The sequence below is a fragment of the Campylobacter showae genome, from assembly GCF_900573985.1.
Taxonomy (GTDB): Bacteria; Campylobacterota; Campylobacteria; order Campylobacterales; family Campylobacteraceae; genus Campylobacter_A; species Campylobacter_A showae_E.
The window spans coordinates 75,369-94,574 of sequence record NZ_UWOK01000001.1 but is presented as its reverse complement, the minus strand read 5'-3'; the positions used below and the strand labels follow the sequence as shown (position 1 = coordinate 94,574).

At 47.1% G+C, this 19,206-nt stretch carries 21 protein-coding genes; 9 read left to right on the top strand and 12 right to left on the bottom strand.

Annotation, left to right across the window (positions count from 1 at the left end; genetic code table 11):
* Positions 1-378: 378 nt before the first annotated feature.
* The 5 genes from plsY (at position 379) to EE116_RS00460 (ending at position 4,766) form a co-directional block, all read left to right on the top strand.
* Positions 379-993, top strand: a complete 615-nt coding sequence (gene plsY, locus EE116_RS00480; RefSeq protein WP_122872772.1) for a glycerol-3-phosphate 1-O-acyltransferase PlsY — start codon at positions 379-381, stop codon at positions 991-993.
* The gene (locus EE116_RS00475; RefSeq protein WP_122872771.1) at positions 990-1,304 is read left to right on the top strand and encodes a dihydroneopterin aldolase; all 315 of its coding nucleotides are present in this window, start codon (positions 990-992) and stop codon (positions 1,302-1,304) included. Before plsY ends, EE116_RS00475 begins: the two co-directional genes overlap by 4 nt.
* A 73-nt stretch (positions 1,305-1,377) precedes the next feature.
* A complete protein-coding gene (gene hsrA / locus EE116_RS00470; protein WP_002947350.1) occupies positions 1,378-2,049 on the top strand; it encodes a homeostatic response regulator transcription factor HsrA in 672 nt (223 codons plus the stop codon).
* A gap of 38 nt (positions 2,050-2,087) precedes the next feature.
* The gene (locus EE116_RS00465) at positions 2,088-3,317 is read left to right on the top strand and encodes a sensor histidine kinase (protein WP_122872770.1); all 1,230 of its coding nucleotides are present in this window, start codon (positions 2,088-2,090) and stop codon (positions 3,315-3,317) included.
* On the top strand, positions 3,318-4,766 hold the full coding sequence (locus EE116_RS00460; protein WP_122872769.1) for a Ppx/GppA phosphatase family protein: 1,449 nt from the start codon (positions 3,318-3,320) through the stop codon (positions 4,764-4,766).
* 62 nt (positions 4,767-4,828) lie between these two features.
* Here EE116_RS00460 and EE116_RS00455 read toward each other — a convergent pair whose 3' ends face one another.
* The 5 genes from EE116_RS00455 to trpB all read right to left on the bottom strand — a co-directional run bounded on the left by EE116_RS00455 (position 4,829) and on the right by trpB (position 8,519).
* Entirely contained in the window at positions 4,829-5,767 is a 939-nt protein-coding gene (locus EE116_RS00455; RefSeq protein ID WP_122872768.1) for an excinuclease ABC subunit A, read from the bottom strand.
* The gene (fliN, locus tag EE116_RS00450) at positions 5,764-6,060 is read right to left on the bottom strand and encodes a flagellar motor switch protein FliN (RefSeq protein ID WP_034957998.1); all 297 of its coding nucleotides are present in this window, start codon (positions 6,058-6,060) and stop codon (positions 5,764-5,766) included. Before fliN ends, EE116_RS00455 begins: the two co-directional genes overlap by 4 nt.
* A 56-nt stretch (positions 6,061-6,116) precedes the next feature.
* Positions 6,117-6,530: a chemotaxis protein CheX gene (locus tag EE116_RS00445; RefSeq protein WP_122874408.1), complete on the bottom strand. Its 414-nt coding sequence runs from the start codon at positions 6,528-6,530 to the stop codon at positions 6,117-6,119.
* A gap of 65 nt (positions 6,531-6,595) precedes the next feature.
* Positions 6,596-7,345, bottom strand: coding sequence for a tryptophan synthase subunit alpha (gene trpA / locus EE116_RS00440; RefSeq protein ID WP_122872767.1), 750 nt, complete (start codon positions 7,343-7,345; stop codon positions 6,596-6,598).
* Positions 7,338-8,519 (bottom strand): tryptophan synthase subunit beta, encoded by a 1,182-nt coding sequence (gene trpB / locus EE116_RS00435; RefSeq protein WP_122872766.1) that lies wholly within the window; start codon positions 8,517-8,519, stop codon positions 7,338-7,340. Before trpB ends, trpA begins: the two co-directional genes overlap by 8 nt.
* A gap of 212 nt (positions 8,520-8,731) precedes the next feature.
* On the opposite strand from trpB, the gene EE116_RS00430 reads away from it, so the two are divergent.
* From EE116_RS00430 to EE116_RS00420, 3 genes are all read left to right on the top strand, one after another.
* The gene (locus tag EE116_RS00430) at positions 8,732-9,352 is read left to right on the top strand and encodes a hypothetical protein (RefSeq protein WP_122872765.1); all 621 of its coding nucleotides are present in this window, start codon (positions 8,732-8,734) and stop codon (positions 9,350-9,352) included.
* 54 nt (positions 9,353-9,406) lie between these two features.
* A complete protein-coding gene (locus tag EE116_RS00425; protein ID WP_122872764.1) occupies positions 9,407-9,655 on the top strand; it encodes a hypothetical protein in 249 nt (82 codons plus the stop codon).
* 270 nt (positions 9,656-9,925) lie between these two features.
* The gene (locus EE116_RS00420; protein WP_122872763.1) at positions 9,926-10,354 is read left to right on the top strand and encodes a hypothetical protein; all 429 of its coding nucleotides are present in this window, start codon (positions 9,926-9,928) and stop codon (positions 10,352-10,354) included.
* 72 nt (positions 10,355-10,426) lie between these two features.
* On the opposite strand, the gene EE116_RS00415 is transcribed toward EE116_RS00420, so the two are convergent.
* The 4 genes from EE116_RS00415 to EE116_RS00395 all read right to left on the bottom strand — a co-directional run bounded on the left by EE116_RS00415 (position 10,427) and on the right by EE116_RS00395 (position 14,886).
* Positions 10,427-11,026, bottom strand: a complete 600-nt coding sequence (locus EE116_RS00415) for a phosphoribosylanthranilate isomerase (RefSeq protein WP_122872762.1) — start codon at positions 11,024-11,026, stop codon at positions 10,427-10,429.
* Positions 11,023-12,636: an anthranilate phosphoribosyltransferase gene (gene trpD / locus EE116_RS00410; protein WP_122872761.1), complete on the bottom strand. Its 1,614-nt coding sequence runs from the start codon at positions 12,634-12,636 to the stop codon at positions 11,023-11,025. The genes EE116_RS00415 and trpD overlap by 4 nt, the downstream gene beginning before the upstream one ends.
* Positions 12,637-13,053: 417 nt before the next feature.
* On the bottom strand, positions 13,054-14,409 hold the full coding sequence (locus EE116_RS00400) for an anthranilate synthase component I family protein (RefSeq protein ID WP_122872760.1): 1,356 nt from the start codon (positions 14,407-14,409) through the stop codon (positions 13,054-13,056).
* Between the two features lie 48 nt (positions 14,410-14,457).
* Positions 14,458-14,886: a DUF302 domain-containing protein gene (locus EE116_RS00395; RefSeq protein ID WP_122872759.1), complete on the bottom strand. Its 429-nt coding sequence runs from the start codon at positions 14,884-14,886 to the stop codon at positions 14,458-14,460.
* A 77-nt stretch (positions 14,887-14,963) separates the two neighbouring features.
* Between EE116_RS00395 and EE116_RS00390 the strand changes: the two genes are divergently transcribed.
* Positions 14,964-15,716, top strand: a complete 753-nt coding sequence (locus tag EE116_RS00390; RefSeq protein ID WP_122872758.1) for a sulfite exporter TauE/SafE family protein — start codon at positions 14,964-14,966, stop codon at positions 15,714-15,716.
* 89 nt (positions 15,717-15,805) lie between these two features.
* Here EE116_RS00390 and EE116_RS00385 read toward each other — a convergent pair whose 3' ends face one another.
* The 3 genes from EE116_RS00385 to EE116_RS00380 all read right to left on the bottom strand — a co-directional run bounded on the left by EE116_RS00385 (position 15,806) and on the right by EE116_RS00380 (position 19,109).
* Positions 15,806-17,068, bottom strand: a complete 1,263-nt coding sequence (locus tag EE116_RS00385; protein WP_206159222.1) for a methyltransferase regulatory domain-containing protein — start codon at positions 17,066-17,068, stop codon at positions 15,806-15,808.
* Positions 17,069-17,102: 34 nt separating this feature from the next.
* A complete protein-coding gene (locus EE116_RS12535; protein ID WP_206159221.1) occupies positions 17,103-17,390 on the bottom strand; it encodes a class I SAM-dependent methyltransferase in 288 nt (95 codons plus the stop codon).
* Positions 17,391-17,483: 93 nt separating this feature from the next.
* Positions 17,484-19,109: an SLC13 family permease gene (locus EE116_RS00380; RefSeq protein ID WP_122872757.1), complete on the bottom strand. Its 1,626-nt coding sequence runs from the start codon at positions 19,107-19,109 to the stop codon at positions 17,484-17,486.
* Between the last annotated feature and the right edge of the window lie 97 nt (positions 19,110-19,206).

Genomic DNA, 19,206 nt, shown 5'->3' with positions numbered 1-19,206 from the left:
GGAAGGGGCGACGCTTCGTAAGTAGAAACCCCTTCCGCCTCCAAAGAAAGAGAAAGGTGGATACAAAAGGGGAACTCTTTTGCTTCGGCTTTGCCTCGCCTTGTGCTTGCACTCTCTTTGAGAGCTGCAAAGCAGAGCGCAATTCAAGCCCCCACCCCCTTTATAATAAAGTAAAAAACAACCTCAAATGGTTATTTTTTACGTAAGGAGCCTAATTTGCAACGCCAAATTTAACCAAACCAAATTTAGTACCTTAAAGGTGCGGGTCTCGGCTAGCAAAATTTACAAATTTATCGCCCTTTAAAACGACCGATTTATCAAAAAATCAGCCGAATTTAATTAATATTGCGAAATCGAAACAAAAATCAGGATAAAAAAATGAACGAAAATTTGATAGCTTACGCCGCGGCGTATCTGCTAGGCGGTATCCCCTCGGGCGTGATTTTGGCGTATATCTTCGGCGGAGTAAACATCAGAAGCGAAGGTAGCGGCAGTATCGGCGCAACGAACGTTTTGCGCGTGCTAAAGCAAAAAGATCCCAAACTCGCTAAAAAAATCGCGATTTTGACCGTCGTTTGCGACGTTTTAAAGGGTGTTTTGCCGATACTGATCGCGAAATTTTTAGGCCTTGCGCCGGCGACGCTTTGGGCGATGGCGGTACTTTCCGTGCTCGGACACTGCTACTCGCCGTTTTTAAAATTTGAAGGCGGTAAGGGCATAGCCACGGGAGCTGGCGTTTTGGCGGTTTTTTTGCCGCTTGAAATCGCTATCGCGCTTGGAGTTTGGTTTGTCGTGGGCAAGCTGCTTAAGATCTCCTCGCTAGCCTCGCTAGCCGCGCTTGTGGCGTTTATCGTAGCGACTTTTGCGCTTCAGCCGCAGATTCCCGACATCGACTCCTATGCGCCGATATTTTTGATCGCGTTTTTGGTCGTTTACAAGCACCTGCCAAACATAAAACGCCTGATAACAGGGCAAGAAAAGCGCGTAATTTGACGACGATTATCAAAGATTACGAGTTTAGTACCATCATCGGTCTGCTTGATTTTGAGCGCGTGACGCCGCAGAAGGTAAGAGTGAGCGCGGAGTTTGAAAGCGGCGAGTTTATAGACTACGTGAAAGTGATAAATTTGATCGAGGAAATTTACGCGCGGGAAAAATTTGGCACCGTGGAGAGCTCGCTTGAAATTTGCGCGAAAAAGTTGAAGGAAAAATTTAGCTCGCTCAGCTTTTTGAAAATGGAAATTTTAAAAATCGAGATCGTCAAAAATGCGATGGTTGGCGCAAGAGCCGAGTTTAAATATTAAATTTTTTTTAAAGTATCTTGAAATCTTGCTTAATTTATGATACAATCCCAACAAATTTCACTGAAGGGAAAAAATGAGAATTTTAATAGTTGAAGATGAGGTAACTCTAAACAAAACCATCGCCGAGGGCTTGCAAGAGTTCGGCTATCAGACCGACAGCTCGGAGAATTTCAAGGATGCCGAATACTACATCGGTATTAGAAATTACGATTTGGTTTTGACTGACTGGATGCTCCCGGACGGCGACGGCGTGGATCTAATCAACATCATCAAACACAAATCCCCGCGCACTGCAGTAGTCGTACTGTCTGCGAAAGACGATAAAGATAGCGAAGTTAAGGCATTTAGAGCTGGTGCGGACGACTATATCAAAAAGCCGTTTGATTTTGACGTTTTGGTAGCTAGAATCGAAGCAAGACTGCGCTTTGGCGGCACCAACGTTATCAAGATAGACGACCTTATCATCGATCCGGACGAGGAGAAAATCACCTACCTAGGCCAAGATATCGAGCTAAAAGGAAAGCCGTTTGAGGTGCTAACTCACCTTGCTCGCCACAGCGATCAAATCGTCAGCAAAGAGCAACTACTAGACGCGATCTGGGAGGAGCCTGAGCTCGTAACTCCAAACGTAATCGAAGTAGCAATCAATCAAATCCGCCAAAAAATGGATAAACCGTTAAATATCTCGACTATCGAGACGGTCAGAAGACGCGGGTATAGGTTTTGCTTTCCCAAAAAAGCCTAAGATTTAGGTTTATAGTGCAATTAGCATCGGCTTCTACGATGCTAATTCTCATCATCTCCGTTCTTTTATACCAGTATATCAAGGTCACGATATACGAGGGCATCTCACAATCGCTCGCATACGAAGCTAAAATTTTATCCACGAGCGCAAATTTATCTAAAGTAGAAAAACCGTTTGAGTACTTCACGCTAAACGATAGTCCCACTAGGGCAAAGCTCGTCGAGGGAAAGACCGTGTCGCCTTATTTCGCTACGGAAAGGGTGGGACAAAAGACTCATTTGACGTTATTTTATCCGTATATGGATGACACGAGCATCGCTCTAACTAAAGACACCACTCATCAAAGCAAACTCATAGATCAAATTTTAATCGATATCATCATGGTAAACGCCACGTCGATACTTCTGATTATTTTTTACGTGCTGTTTTTGTCGCGAATGCTGCTTGTGCCGATTAAAATTTTAAGCAGAAAAATGACGAATTTAAACGAGCGATTTTTGCAGACGGTGAGCCTTGAGGAGCTACCACCCGAGTTTAAGCCGCTGGGCAAAAGTCTAAACCGCTTAATCGAGCGCATTCAGACGTTTGTGCTTTACCAAAAAGAGCTTTTTGTCGGCGTCGCGCACGAACTAAAAACTCCGCTTGCGGTGATGAAAACCAAAAACGAAGTTACGCTAATAAAGCCGCGTGAGAGCGAAAAATACATCGAAGCGCTCAAAAACAACAACGAAGCCATCAATCAGATGAACAAAATGATAAGCTCGATCCTAGAGATCGGACGGCAGGAGGGCGCACAGTTTGAGGAGGCCGTGCGTATCGACATCATCGAGTTTTTAAATCAATCGGCGAATAATTTTAAAATTTTAGCTCGCGGCGAGGGCAAGGATATAGCGACTGATTTTGCGCCTAGCAGACTTGAAATGACGCTACAAACGACGCTTTTAACGCATGTTATCCAAAATTTCGTCCAAAATGCGATCAAATTTTCTCCTCGCGGCGCCGTGATCACGCTTCGCTCTCGTCTTAGCGAAAACGAATTTATCATCGAGGTCATAGACGAGGGCTGCGGCATCGATGAGAGCAAGGACCTTTTTGCGCCGTTTAAGCGTTTCGGCGATAAGGGCGGAGCTGGGCTTGGGCTATTTTTGGCTAAGGGCGCGGCTCAGGCTCTGGGCGGCTCCGTGTCTATCAAAAACCGCACCGACGGGCACAACGGCGCGATCTCGACACTCACTCTAGCGATAAATAAAAATAATAAAGGCAAATAAATGGCAAAACGAACCGCCGTCATAGATCTAGGCTCAAATTCGATGCGAATGGCGATTTTTGAGAAGACTTCGCGTTACGCGTTTCACATCATCGGCGAATTTAAGATGAAGGTGCGCCTGGGCGAGGGCGCGTACGAGCACAGCGGCGAGATCGCTCAAAGGTCGATGCAAAAGGCTTGTGAGGCGCTTAGCGAGTTTAAAAATATCGCACAAAACTACAAATGCTCGAAAATTTTCGCCATGGGCACCTCGGCTCTGCGCGACGCTCCGAATGCCGGCCTGCTCATAAGCATGGCGCGCAAAGAGCTTGGGATAAATTTAAAAGTCGTTAGCGGCAAGGACGAGGCGACGTTTGGCGGCGTGGCGGCGTTAAATTTGCTCGAGCCGCTAGAGGAGTTCGTCACGCTTGATATCGGCGGGGGCTCTGCGGAGTTAGCGCTTGTTAGCGGCGGCAAGATAATAGACGCCGTGTCATTAAATTTGGGCACGGTGCGGCTAAAGGAGCTATTTTTCGATAAGAAAAATTTAAACGCCGCAGCGCCTTTTATCAAAGAGGCGTTTAAAAGCTTGCCTAAAAATTTTAAAAGCAAAAACCTAGTCGCCATCGGAGGCAGCCTGCGCGCGATATCTTCTGCTATTATGTCGGCGCAAGACTATCCGCTAAAAACTGTGCACAACTTCGCCTACAAATTTCAAAACCATAAAAATTTTATCGAAAATTTAGCCCGAGCGAGCGTGTTAGAGCTTGGGAAATTTGGCATAAAAAAAGATCGCTTCGATACGATTAGAGAAGGCGCGCTCATATTTTTGGGCGCAGTGGATGCAGTGGGCGTGCAAAACATCTATACTAGCGGCGCGGGCTTTAGAGAGGGCGTGTTTTTGAGCGATATATTGCGTCCGACGCGTAAATTTCCGCCAAATTTTAACCCGAGCGTGAGGAGCTTGCAGGATAGATTTTTGCTAGACGATAACAAAACTATCGTAAAATACGCAAAAGACCTCTTTGCCGCGCTAGAGCCGCTGCACGGGCTTGATGGGCGCTACGAGAGCGAGCTAGCCGTGGCTGCGAGGCTACACAGCGTGGCGCAGTGTTTGGGATTTTACGGCGAGCATGCTAGCTCGGCGTTTTTTGTATTAAATGCCCTAAACTACGGCTTTTCGCATGTGCAAAAATGCTTAGTCGCCGCGATCATCGCGCAAAACGGCAAAAAAACCTCGAGCGAATTTGAGCGATTTAAAAACCTGCTACCGAGCGAGGATGTCGTGCGCTGGCTGAGTTTTATCCTCGCGCTTGCTAAAAACCTCGATGCAAACTGCGCTCATAAGAAGCTGGAGTTTGAGTTTATCAACCATACTTTGCAAATTTACGGCGCTAAGGAGCTGTTTATGGCGAAGGAAAATATCAAAAAGATGACCAAGCCCGATACGTTTGCGATCTGTTTTGCGTGAAATTTGTTGGAGGAATTTGATGAAATTTGCGGTAAATTTCATCAAATTTTAAAAAGGCAAATTTAGTCTATACTCGCCTTGTCTTTATATGCGTCCAATGTTTGACGGTTTTCGATGTAGGCGTTTAGCTTTTTTTGATTTTCTTCAAAAAAACTCTGAAAATCTTGCTCGCTCGCCATCTGTTCTTCGCCGAATTTATCCAAAAGCACGTTTGACGTACCAGTTAGCACGAGGTAGCGTCTGTCAAGGTGCTGAAAAAGAATGACTTTGTTCGTATCATCAAGCGGTTTTTCGTAGATTATCTCCACGCCTCCCTCGCTTTTTACCTTTTCAAACCAGCCGTTTTCGCGTTTTGTTTTTATCGTTTTTTGCTTGTTTTTTAGCTTTGCCTTGATGAACAAAAGCACGACTAAAAGTAGCGCCAAAACGCCTAAAACCGAGTAATATCTATAATCAATCATATCGCTCATGCCCTGCGTCATGAAATTTACGTCGCCGTTTTGTATGCCTAAATTTAAGCCGGCACCTTGAGTAGACGGGGTCAAATTTGATGCGTTTTGATCACTGGATAGATTCGTCGCTTCGGTTATATTTTCTCTAGTTTCTTGCGGCGAGAGCGCAGTTGCGGCGGCTGAGTTCGCTGCATTTTCAGGCGTCACACGTATGCGCAGGCCAAAGCCGTCGGTGGTTTTTGACGCGCTAACGGCCACCTGAGTGTCGCTTTTTATCACGAGGGCTAAATTTTGCCCTCTGGGCTCAAACAAAAGCTCTTGCAGTATGCTTGAGTTTACGCTTTTTTCGATATTTTGATCATTTTGTAGGTCTTTAAAAAGCAGGGTTATCACGCCGTCTTTACGCTCTTGCAAGATCGCGCCGCTATAAGGAGCGTCAAAGCTAAGCATGATATCGACACGGTCGCTGCGCTCGTAGATGTTATATGTGGATAAATTTGAACCCCAAAGCGCTACGAAAAACAACAAAAGCGCGGCGAAAATCCTCATAGTTGCTCTCGTTTAAAGTACTGGATGACGGACTTTGAGTCTAGGATTTCATTTATCCTGATGGCGAGGTTTTTTTCGTAGACCATTACTTCGCCCTTGCCGAAAATTCGGTTGTTTATAAAAAGCTCTACGCTCTCGCCGGCAGGCTTTTCTAGGTCGATAACCGAACCAACTTCGAGCTTTAAGAGCTGCTTTACGCTAATCGTCGTAGTGCCGAGCTCCGAGATAAAATCCACGCCGATATCCATCAGCTCGTCGTAGCTTTTAAAAAGCCCGCCGCGCTCTTGCAACATCTCCTGAATCCCTTGCGGCGCCGTTTCTACGGCGGTTACTTCTTGTAGTTCTTCGCTCATATTTTTTTGTATCCTACTTGAAATGTTCTATTTTTGATCTTATAGACGCGTTTGTCGTCTAGTTTGACGTGAAAGCTCGTCCTGCCTAGATACTCCGGAGTGCCTAGTTTATAGGCGTTTGCTTCGCGTTCGTTGAGTAGATTTTTGGCGTAGCCGATTGCGAGATTTGCCACCTCTTTGCAGATGTCGCTTAGCTCGTCCTCGGCCAGTTTATCGACGCCAAGGAGCACGCTAGCAAAGCGATTTAGCGTATCTTTTTTAAAATAAAGATAAAAATGAAACTCCTCTTTGCCCTTAAAAATCGGCAAGCTCGAGCCGTAAAATTCGCCTTCCGCGCTCTTTGCGCTCTCTACTTTGTAGCCTAGGGTATCCTCGCACAGATGTTTGATCCCAAGCTCCGCAACGTCCATCATCGCGCCGTCCTTTAAACGAAATTTTTTGATTATACTTAAATTTAACGCAAACGCGGCTAAATTTAAAAAAGTTTATTGATTTGCTTTATCAGCTCTTCGCCCTCAAATTTGGCCGTGAGCTTTACTATCTCGGTGCCGATTATCGCGCCGTCGGCGTAGGTTTTTACCTCGTCCGCGTCGTTTTTATTTTTCACGCCAAAGCCCACCGCTACGGGCAAATCGCTTCTTTGTTTTAGACCCTCTACGAGCGCTTTTAGCCTCTCCTCGCTAGCTCGCTGCGATCCGCTCACGCCGATAGCGCCGAGCGCATAGATAAAGCCTGAGCCGAATTTTAAAATTTTATCCGCTCGGTTTTGCGACGTGACGCTGATTAACGGGATGAGGTCAAGGTCAAATTTAGCGCACAGTCCCGCTACCTCCTCGCTCTCCTCAAACGGCAGATCGGGGATGATGAAACCCGCGATACCGACCTCTTTTGAGCGGGCGATAAACCTCTCTACGCCGTAAGTAAACACGATGTTAAAATACACGAGAAAAACGATCGGTTTATTTATCTTGCCTTTGCACTCTTCAAGCATGGCAAATACCGTGCCCGTGTTTACGCCCTTTGCGGCGGTTTCAAAGCTAGCTTGCGCGATGAGTTTGCCGTCTGCGAGCGGATCGGAGTATGGGATGCCAAGCTCTAGTAGATCCAGGCAGCTGCCGTCTAAATTTAGTAAAAATTCTTTCGTCGCTTCGACGCTAGGATACCCCGCCACGACGTAGCCGATGTTTGCTTTTTTGCCTGCGAACGCGTCTTTTACCTTAGCCATAAATTTTTCCTTTCTCGTAGCTCATCACGGTGTTTATGTCTTTGTCGCCGCGTCCCGAGACGTTTACGACGATGACGCTTTTTTTTGTCAAATTCGGGCAGAGCTTTTCTAGATACGCTAGCGCGTGCGAGCTCTCGATCGCCGGGATGATGCCCTCTAGGCGGCTGGTTAGATATAGCGCGTTTATGCACTCGTCGTCGGTGACGCCGTAGTAGGCGGCTCGCTTGCTCTCGTGCAGGTGCGCGTGCTCGGGGCCCACTCCTGGATAGTCGAGTCCCGCCGAGATACTATGTACGGGCTCGATCATGCCGTATTCGTCCTGTAAAACGATCGTTTTCATGCCGTGGATGATGCCTGTGCGGCCCTTCGTTAGAGTTGCAGCGTGATACGGAGTATCAGCGCCTAGGCCTGCAGCCTCGACTCCGATCAAATTTACGTCCGCATCGCCCAAAAACGCACTAAAGATACCGATCGCGTTGCTGCCGCCGCCGACGCAGGCGATGACGTAGTCCGGATGTACGCCGTATTCTTTTAGCTGCTCTTTGGTCTCGCGGCCGATGATGCTCTGAAAGTCGCGCACGATCCTAGGATACGGGTGCGGGCCGACTGCCGAGCCGATGACGTAAAATGCGCTTTCTATCTCGTTTACCCACGCTTGGATCGCTGCGGTAGTGGCCTCTTTTAGCGTTTTTAGCCCATCTTCTACGCTAACGACTCTGGCGCCTAAAAGCTGCATGCGAAACGCGTTTAGCTGCTGACGCTCGACGTCTGTCGCGCCCATATATACGTCGCACTCAAGACCAAGCAATGCCGCCGCCGTCGCAGTCGCTACGCCGTGCTGACCCGCACCCGTCTCTGCTAAAACCTTCTTTTTGCCCATTTTTTTGGCGAGCAAGGCCTGAGCCAGGGCGTTATTTATCTTATGCGCGCCCGTGTGGTTTAAATCCTCGCGCTTTAGATAAATTTCATGCCCGTAGTGCTCGCTTAGGCGTTTTGCGTGATATAGCGGACTAGGGCGTCCGACGTAGTTTTTTAGTAGATCGTCTAGTTCGGCTTTAAATTCAGCCGTTTTTGCGATGCGTTCGTAAGCGGCCTCTAGCTCATCTAGCGCGAACATAACGGTTTCCGGCACGAACTGCCCGCCGAATTTGCCGAAATATGCTTTGGTGTTCATCGGTATCCTTTAAATTTTTGTTTATTTTAGCATTTTAAGTTTTTATTAGGCTTATTTTACGGTATTTTTTGCACGCGCAAATTTGAATTTAGGGTAAAAAACGATATGATTCCAAATATGTTACGGCGATATAAAAAAGCGGCTTTTGGCCAAATTTGGTAAGCGAGTCAGGAGGTATTTAAAAGACGAAATAAAAACCAAAGGATAAGAATATGGGCGCCATAAAAGAAGCATTAAATAAAAATAAAATTTGGGCTGGAGGTTTGGCTGCCGTTTTCGGCGGTATTTCCGACATTTGTCAGCCGATAGCTCCTTTTGCGAAATATCTATTTTATGCTAGCATAATTATCACTTGCGTCCTATTTTTGGCTTATATCGGGCTATCTAGATTAAGGCAAAGGGTTTTGCCGATCATGGTGTTTACGAGTCTAAGCATAATCGCCACCGGCTCCATGTACGGACTGCAAAGCGCGGAAGAAAAAGGTAGCGAAAACGGCTACTTGGCAAGCATCATGCCGCCGCTTGAAAAAATTCAAAATTTACTAGGCATGATTAAAAAAGACACCGGCGAGATCAAGCAGACGGTAATGGAAATAAAAGAAGATACCGGAAATATAAAATCCGCTATACAAAACGTTGATACAAAAATAGACAAACTAAGCGAAAATATCGGCAAAGGCGGCGGCATCATCGCAAACCCGAAAACGCAAGAGGATTATTATCATAATGCGCGCATATACGAGCTTGGCGGAGATTACGGAAATGCGAGAAAATCGTACGTAAAATATTTTTCGTTTAGCGACCGCAAACTAGATCCGCATATAAGATTTTAGTCATTTTTAAAGATCCAAGAGGGCAAAGCCGGCGCAAAAGAAATTTACAACGAAATGTTTAAAAATGATGATATTTTGATCGATAGTTACGCCAAAATTTTACTCGAAGACGGAAAACAAAAAACAGAGAAATTAACCGATTTCGTTAAGCAAAATCCAGATTTCGCGCCGGCTTACTACGAACTGGCGCGCGCGTACTCAAAGGTAGTTTTGGGAGATCAGACGATGTCCGATAAAAAGCTAGAAAAAGAGTATGCGGATAAATTTTTAAAGCTGAACGAAGAAGGAAAATTGGCGCGCTAATTTACCGATAAAGACGAGCTAAACGCCCAGATAAAATATATCCGCGAGCGTAAAACGGAGCTGGATAAAATCAGTCAAAGTATCTTTGAAAATCCCGTAACGGTCGAAAGAATCCATACCAATCAGGGCTATCAAATAGTAGCGAACATTTCAGACAAACCGACTGAAATTTTTTACCGTATAGACGGGCAGGGGGAGTTTATCAGCACCGGATATTTTGATATAGTTTACCAAGATAGCGGCGAAAAGAAGCCCAAAAACTGGTTTGGATTGCCGGGCGACACGCAAGTCGTAAAAGAGTATATAGAGTTTAAATACAAAGACCGAAACGGCAATATAAACGGGCCGTTTAAGTACGAATGGTACAAAAAGCTACCAAGCGGAGAGATACTAGACCCAAAAGCCGAAAGTGATATAAAGATGCTCAAACAAACATCAAACCACTGGGTGTCAAATGCCGGCCGTAAAGATATAGTTTATTTCACCCACATCCTCTCGTACGGCGACGGCGTGGAAAAGATCGTTTACGGTATCAACAAAGACGTTCCCGATACCGAGCTGCCAAAGCCGTATAGCACAAAAACGGAGGCCGACAATACATACAAAGAAGCGCCAAATATCCAAAAAGTGTCGGTGCAGATTTATTTTAAGGACGAGACGAAAAGTGATGTGAAAATTTTTAATTTTAAAAGCGAGTAAGGCGGTAAAAGTCGGCTTTGCGTGGTTGATTTAAAGCCGACCTTTTATTATCTTATTTTTACTTTTGAAAATTTACGCCTTTATCAGCTCCAAAATTTTATTTATTTTTTCAACCGATTTCACGCCGTTTTCATCCTCGACTTTTGAGTTTAGATCGAGCACTCGCGGGTTAAATTTGATCGCTTCGCGCGCATTATGTTCGCCGATACCGCCCGCCATACCAAAGTCAAATTTAATCCCTCGCAAAATCTCCCAATCAAAGCTAATGCCGTTGCCGCCGGCATTTTCGCCCTTGCAATCAAAAAGCGGCATATCGCAAAGTGAGGTATCTACGGAGGGCAGCACGTCTAGCACGCTATGAACGCGCCAAACCTCTAGCCCCGCGGCCTTTAAATTTTCGTACAAATTTGAGCTAACCTCGCCGTGGATCTGCACCGCGTCAAGGGCGGCAAATTCGCAGATTTCCATTATCTCGCAGTCGCTTTGCCTGGCAAAAACGCCGACGCATTTTTTGCCTGCCTCGTGTGCGATATCTGTTATCTCACGCGCCGTTTGCGCACTCACTTGCCGTTTGCTTTTGGCAAATATCGCGCCCAAAAAATCGACGTCCAGGCTCGCCACGTCGCGCGCCTCCGCAGGTGTTTTGATACCGCAAATTTTAACCAGCGTCACGCTTCGCCTCGCACGTAGTCCTCAAAATAGCGATAAACTTTACCGCTTTTTATCGCGTCCAGGATGACCTCTTTTGCCTGCGCGGGACTATCAGCGACGCCAGCGGCATAGAGCGCAAACATCGCGTTTAGAACGACTACGTCAAATTTCGGCCCGCTAATCTCGCCTTTTAAAATTTGCTTTAAAATTTCGGCGTTTTGCTCAGGCGTGCCGCCCTCGATCTCGCTGTGAAACGCCCGTTTGAAGCTAAACTGCTCGGGCGTGATGCTGTACTCGCTGATCTGGCCGCCTCGTAGCTCCACGACGCGCGTCTCGTCGCATAGACTGATCTCGTCTAGTCCGTCCTCGCCGCGAACTACCAGCGCTCGCTCGCGCCCTAGTAGCTGCAGCGTCTCGGCGTAGAGGCGCAAAACGGGCTTATGATAGACGCCAACAAGCTGATTTTTGAGCGCCAAATTTGGATTTAGCAGCGGGCCTAGCACGTTAAAAACCGTGCGGATACCCAGGCGCTGACGTACTTCGCGCACCTCGCCCACTAGCGGGTGGAAAAACGGAGCGTGGAAAAAGGCTAAGTTTTTGTCGTTTAGCAGCTCGCGCTGTCGCAGGAGTGAATTTGAGCTCTGAACGCCTAAAATTTCCAGCACGTCCGAGCTGCCTGATTTGCTAGAAACGGCTTTGTTTCCGTGCTTTGCGACTTTGACGCCAAGGCTTGCGAGGATAAACGCGACGGTCGTTGATATATTTATCGTCTTAAAGCCGTCGCCGCCCGTGCCGCAAAGGTCGATCATCGGCGAAGGATCGCGGTAGGTCTGCGAGTATTTTAGGATGTTTCTGGCGAGGCCTGCTAGGCTTTGCGGATAGAGGCTTTTTTCGCTGATTAGCACCAAAAGCGCCGCTAGCTGCGTGATCTCGTACTCTTTGCTAGCGATGATTTCGCAAATTTGCTCAAAGTCGCGGTCGTCTAGCCGCTCGTTTTCTTGTAGTTTGATTAGAAACGGCTTGAGCGGGCGGATTTTGGGCTCTTTGGCTACTTCGGCCGCAGGCGTGGCTTCGTAGTTGATGAAATTTTCGATGATTTTTTTGCCGTACTGCGTGAAGTAGCTCTCAGGGTGAAACTGGATACCAAAAATCGGCCTGTCTTTCACGCTAAGCGCCATCACTACGCCGTCCTCGCTCACGGCTGTGGCCTCTAAATTTGACGGTAGCTCGTCCACGTAAAGCGAGTGGTAGCGCATGACCTCAAATTCGTCCGGCAACCCCGTAAATAGCGGCTCTTTATGGTTAACTTTTATGAGCGAAGTTTTGCCGTGATAGGGCTTTTCTAGGCGTTTGATTTTGGCATCGTAAACGAGCCCGATCGCCTGATGCCCGAGGCAGATACCAAGCACTGGCGCGGCGATATCGCTTTTTAAAATCTCTAGGCAAATGCCGCTATCTTGTGGGTGTTTTGGGCCCGGGCTTAATACGATTTTGCTCGGATTTAGCCTGCGGATTTCATCCAGCGTGATCTTGTCGTTACGCACGCAGCGCACTTCTTCGTCGGTTAGTTCGCGTAGGTACTGCTCTACGTTGAAGACGAAGCTGTCATAGTTGTCTATCAATAAAATCATTTTTTTCCTTTTAAACGGCTTGTCTCGCGAGTGCTTTTCCGAGATTTTGCAAAATTTTCGCTCCGCAGGCTATATGCCTAGCGCACGCTCAATTTTGCTTCTTCTGCTTGCAGCTGCGAGCCTACGAAGCAGAAAACTCGAAAAAAATCATCTCGCGATACTTCGCCTTATCGTTTTATATTCAAATTTAAAGCCAAATTTACCCGCCGAAACCCGCACTCTAAAAACTCAAATTTAAAATTTGCGACGCTTTGCGCGAGCAAAGCAGTGTCGCCACCTCTCACGTGCAGTGGGGTTGGTGGGGGTTTGGGGGCGGAAGGGGCGACGCTTCGTAAGTAGAAACCCCTTCCGCCTCCCAAGAAAAACAAAATTTAAAAAGTTTTTATATAGCAAACCCTAGTCTGCAACGACAATTTCTCAAATTTCCCTTGCGTTTTTCGCAAACACGTTTAGCACCGAGGCGCGTTTTTTGCAAATCTCTTTATATTCGTATTCTGGAACGCTATCTATCACGATGCCGGCTCCGGCCTGTACGAAAATTTCGGCGAAATTTCCACCGAGCTCGCCACCCTCTAAATTTGACTCGTTTGCGCCGTCAAGGTGCGGGTCATGCCCGCTAGCGTCAAATTTGCGCGCAAATATTGCGCTTCTAATCAAAATCGCCATTTGTGCGTCGCCGTTAAAGTGGAAAAATCCGATGCCGCCGCCGTATGCGTTGCGCCTATAGGGCTCAAGCTCGGCGATGATCTCCATGGCGCGGATTTTGGGCGTACCGCTGAGCGTACCTGCGGGAAAGATACTACCGACCGCGTCAAATGCGTCTAGATCGTCTGCCTTCGCGCCGTAGACGTCGCTTACGATATGCATCACGCTCTCGTAGCGCACGATACGCATGGCGTTTTTGACCGCGACGCTTTTTGGCTTGCTGACGCGGCCGATGTCGTTACGAGCGAGGTCGATGAGCATTTTGTGCTCGGCTAGCTCCTTTTCGTCGCTTAGCAGTTCGCGCTCGAGCGCGGCGTCTTCGATCGCGTCTTTGCCGCGTCCGCGCGTGCCGGCGATAGGCGCGACGTAGATCTTGCCCTCTTTGATCTCGCAGACCAGCTCGGGGCTAGAGCCCGCGACGTCGCCGTACGGGGTCGGAAAGTGAAACATATATGGGCTTGGATTTGCCTCGCTCAGCACTCGGTAGAAGTCTAGGCTGTCCATATCCGAGGCTAGTTTTAGCTGTTCGCTTAGCACGACCTGAAAGACGTCGCCGCTTTTTAGGTACTCTTTGGCGCGCTCGGCGATACTCAGAAAATGCGTTTTTTCGCCTTCTAAATCGGTTAAAATTTTATATTTGCTCTGTCTTTTTGCGCGCTGTTCCTGGGCGGCCGCTTCATCGTCTGCGCTAAATTTAACGAGAAAATCGTAATACCGCTCGCGGTCGCCGTAAAAAGTGTAAATTTTGCTATTTTTATCAAAGTGCAGGTAGGCTCGGGCGTTAGCGTAGAAAAAGTCAGGGAAATCGTACTGCGAGGTATTAAACTCGGGGATTTTTTCAAAACATTTTATCCCGCCGTAGCCTAGCACTCCAAACAGTCCCGCAAAAGGGGCGCCCGATTTTTGAGCTTTAAAATAGCTCTTAAGCCCTGCAAAATCGGTCTGCTCGCTGCTAATGTACTCGCAGTCGATGCCGACGATGGTCTGCGTCGTGTCCTCGGCGAGGTAGGAGTTGGCGAATTTTTCGCGGATCTTTTCGTAATAAAAAACGGGGCTCAAAAGTAACATAAAATATCCTTTAATGAGCGTAGATTATATAAAAATTAAGCTTAATTTTCATTTGACGGCGGCGTCAAAAAGCTCGCGCTCTAGCCTTTGCGCCGCGTCTAGGGCGTGGCAGTCAAAGACGCCGTATCTAGCCGCGATGCTTTTTATATCCTCAAAGCTCACGACCGTTTTGCCCTCTATTTTTTGAAATAAAAACTTAAACGGAAGCTCCAGCGCTAGGCGCGGTTCGCATTCTATTAAGGGCGCAAGTACGCCCGGCGTGCCGAAAATCACCGTAACCGACGGCGTCAAATTTGCGCCCATTTGCGCGGCGAAAACGTGATGAGGCACTACGGCAAATTCGCTAATATCCTTCATATCAAGCAGTCTTTGAAATCTCTTAACCGCGGTTTCTAGCTCTAGCTCGCTTTGGCCTGCCGTGACGCCAGCTAAGGCCAAATTTAACCCCGCAAAAATCATCAAAAACAATCTTTTCAATAATTTTCCTTTTTTAAATTTTAAAATTAATTTTACCCAAAAACGGCTAAAATCGGATTTTACTTTAAGGCGAGATTATGGAAATTTTATCGGTTGCATCAATCGGCTACGTGTGTTTGGGGCTATTTGTCGGCTTTTTGTCTGGATTTTTGGGCATCGGAGGCGGCGCGGCGGCCGTGCCGATACTCGTGTTTTTGGGCTTTGACGTCAAATACGCAATCGGCGTAAGCGTCCTTCAGATGATGTTTAGCTCGGTTTACGGCTCGCTTTTAAATCTCAAAAACAAGACCGTCGATCTAAAGCCCGCTTTGGTGCTCGGTATCGGCGGCTTTTGCGGGGCGAGCGCTAGCGGCTTTATCGTGGCGAGCGTACCGTCGAAGTTTTTGCTTCTCACGCTTATTTGTATTCAAAGTTTTAACGTTATTAAACTGTTTTTTAAAAATCCGGAGCCAAAAGGCGCGCAAAACCCCTCTCTCGTACCGCTTTTTTTCGTCGGCCTTTTCGTCGGCGCGGTGGCTATCAGCGTGGGTATCGGCGGCTCGGTCATCATCATGCCGGTTTTGATAAATTTTCTTAATTACGACATCAAAAAGGCCGTTAGCACGGGGCTATTTTTCGTGATATTTTCGTCGATTTCGGGCTTTATTAGCCTGTCCTCGCAGGGGCTCGTGCAGTACGAGGTCGGCGTTTTGGTCGGTATCGGCTCGCTTATAAGCGTGAGGTTTGGCGTAGCTTTGGCGCAAAAGATCGACCGCACCGTCCAAAAAAGATGCCTGCTTGCGCTTATCTCCACGACGCTAATTATAATGATAAATAAGCTTTTTGCTTAAATTTGAGTTTATGGATTTAAAACAATACGATTAAATTTGCGATAAATAAGGGAGTGGGGTAAATTTACCCCACTCCCTTCCAAGTAAAATCAGAAATATTCTAAAAATCCGCCGTCGCTTAGTTTTAGCTCGAGGTCTTTTACGTACTCTTCGGCTGCTTTTTGGTATTCGTTTTTGCTGACGGTTTTTATTGTTTCGCCGTTTTTGCCGGCAAACTCCAGATTCCTTTCGCGTGCAAATTTTACCGTTTGTTTTACGATATTTTCAAACGAGTTTTCGCCGTTAAATTTAAGCGCGATAAAGGCGTCAAACTGCGAAAAATTTGCCGGTACGTTTAGTTCGTCAGCGATTTTTATCACTGGTTCGCCCGCGGTGCTGAAATATTCAAAATATCCGCGTACTCGCTCTTTTAGGCGACTTTTGCCGGTTTCGTAGACGATTTTCGGACGCTCGTATGTCGTTAGCTTTGCGCAGTCTGCGGCCAAAATCTCCATAAAGCCGAAATATGCCGATTTTACCGCATTTTCGTCGTCTTTTAAAAGCGCTGCGACGTCGGCAAAATTTATGCTTGCCGGATATACGTCGGTAAAGACTTGATAAAGCCAGTCATAATCCGGCTTCATTAGAGCATTTTTGGCATCCACGTAACCGTCTTTCGTTTTATTGAAACCTGTAGATATATGTAGTTTGCAAAGCTCGTCTACGCCGATATTTACGCTAAAATCACTTGGGAAGATTTCTTTGTGTACTATCATGCTGCTTCTAAAAACTCTATTGGTTAAAAAGTCAAGTATCTGCTCTCTTTCGATACGCGAGTTAAAATTTGCATTGATATACGAGTCGAATTCTTCCAGTCCCAAATTTGACTGAAAAACGTCCTCGAGCCCCACTTCGGCTAGATAAGCAAGGTTGTTTTCTGTCAAGTGATCTATAAAATGTCTAAAATAAATCGGGTTATTAAAAGCTTCTAAGTATTCGTGCGCTATGTATGAGTCTGCGGTAGTTAGAATGTGATCGATATGAAATTTTAAGCTATCGAAATTTACCCAAACTTGACTTACGTTACCGTCTTTTTGGCAAAATTTGGCGTATTCTCCCAGCACCTTTAAAAGCTCCCTTGCTTTTGCTACCTTTTCCGTTTCGCTCTCTATGTCGCGCGTACCGAAAATCAAAAAATCTCTGATCGTGTCTTTTATTTTCCAGCCGGGATACGTATTGTAGCTCACGTAAGCGACGCCATTTGGGCTCAAAAATCGCTTGATGGTTTTTAGGATCGCGTCCTTTACGACGTCGGGTACCCAGCTATAAACGCCGTGGCAGATGATGTAGTCGAATTTACCGTAATCGCTCACGTCCGCATCCGTAAAATCGCAGATATCTTTTGCCCTAAATTTCGATATTATCCACGCGCATTTGTGCGGCTAGCTCTTTGGCTTTATTTATCTGCACTTCGCTTAGATCTATGCCTAGCACCTTTGCCTGCGGATTTGCGATAGCAAAAGGAAACAAATTTCCGCCGTAGCTGCAGCCGATTTCTAGCACTTTGGCTGTTTTGGACGGCGGCGGAGTTAGCGATAAAAACGAAGCCAAAGCCTCAAGCCGCGCAGGCGAAGTGCCAGGGAAGGCAGCCGAGATATATGGAAGCTCGTCGTAGGATTTTTGGATGTCGTTCATTTTGTAGCCTTAAGTTAAAATATTTTTTACGATGATACAGCAACGGCTATTAAATGTGGGTAAATTTAGGCGGTTAAGGCCGCCTAAATTTGATTAAAATTTAAGCCCGAAAACGGCCGAAGCGATAAAGACGACAGTTGCCGTGATAAGAAAAATGCCGATGATATTTAGCCAGATTCCGGCTTTTATCATTGAGCTGATTTTTACGTAGCCAGAGCCGTATGCGATAGCGTTTGGCGGCGTGGCGACGGGCAGCATAAATGCAAACGTAGCCGCCATAGCAACCGGGATCGTAAACAGCATAACGTTTGCGCCGGAGTATCCAAGACCTGCGCTAACGCCTGCGATGACAGGCAAAAAGGCCGCTGCGGTAGCGGTGTTTGACGTTATCTCAGTGAGGAAAATGACGAGCGTTACGACGGCCATGATGATCGCGGCGATAGGTAGCGCGCCGAGTGCCGAGACCTGATGTCCGATCCAAAGCGACAGCCCGCCGCCAAAGAGTATGAGGATATCCCACGGTAGCTTTTTGGCGCTGTCCCAGTCGATGAGGCGTTCGCCGCTTTTGTTTGCAGGCACGATAAAGAGCAAAATCGCCGTACTCATCGCGATTATGGCATCAAGGCTGGCGATTTTTACGTCAAATGATTTTAGGATAAAACCTAACGATATCCAGCACGCAGCCGCCGCTACAAATATGACTCCGACAAGCTTTTCTGGCGTGGTTATGGGCCCTAGTTTATCTAGCTCGTCTTGGATCACTTTTTTGCCGTTTGGTATCTCGCCGATTTCTGGCCTAAAGAGTACATAGGTGAGCAAAAACCAACACGCCGCGAGCATAACGACGCTAAGCGGTACGCCCACTAACATCCACTCAAAAAAGCCGATCTCGATGCTAAATTCGTTTTTCATATATGCGACCAGAAGGGCGTTTGGCGGAGTGCCGATAATGGTGCCAACAGAGCCTATCGAGGCGGCGTAGGCGATGCCTAGCATCAGCGAGATGCCGAAATTTGAGCTAAAGGAGCTCGTTTTTTCTTTTATCTCCTTTGCGATGTCGCGGCCTTTGTGAAATATCGTATTCATCACGCCGCCTTGCACGCCTTTTCGCGAAATTTCGTCCAAATTTGCCACGTCCTCGATCGCCGTAAACGTCCATTTCTGTGTCGTTAAGCGTCCGACCAAATGCAGTACGCTAAGGCCCACCGGAAGCATCATTATGGCGGTTGCGGTGTTGCTCACCCACATGGATAAAAATCCCGTTGCCACCATAAAACCCGCCACTAGCCGTCTCGGGCTCGTACCTACTAAAAGCACGATGCCAAGGGCGATTCTAGTGTGCAGATTCCACCTTTGCATCGCAAGGGCTAGCACGAAGCCGCCCATAAAAAGATAGATCGTGTCCGAAGCATACGGCGCCGCGACTACCTTAAACGCATCGACGCCAAGCACCGGAAACGCCACCATCGGCACCAGGGCGGTTGCGGGTAGGGCGATAGCCTCGGTCATCCACCACGCCGCCATCAGCGCGGCTACTGCGGCGACGACGGGCATGGCTTCTACATGCAGCTTTTTACCCTTTGCCGCCGCTAGAGCGATGTCTCCTGCGTTTGCGGGGAAGATTTTATAAACCCAAATCGCTAGCAAAACGCCTAGCACCAGCCCGATGAGCTCGACTCGGTTTGTTCTTCTGTCTATAGGAATGTTTGGATTTGCCATGATTACTCCTACGCTTGGGATAATTTATAATACATCCAAAAAGCTTATAGCTTAAAAAATTCTTTTGCTTTAAAATTGATTTTTTACTAAAGTGTTG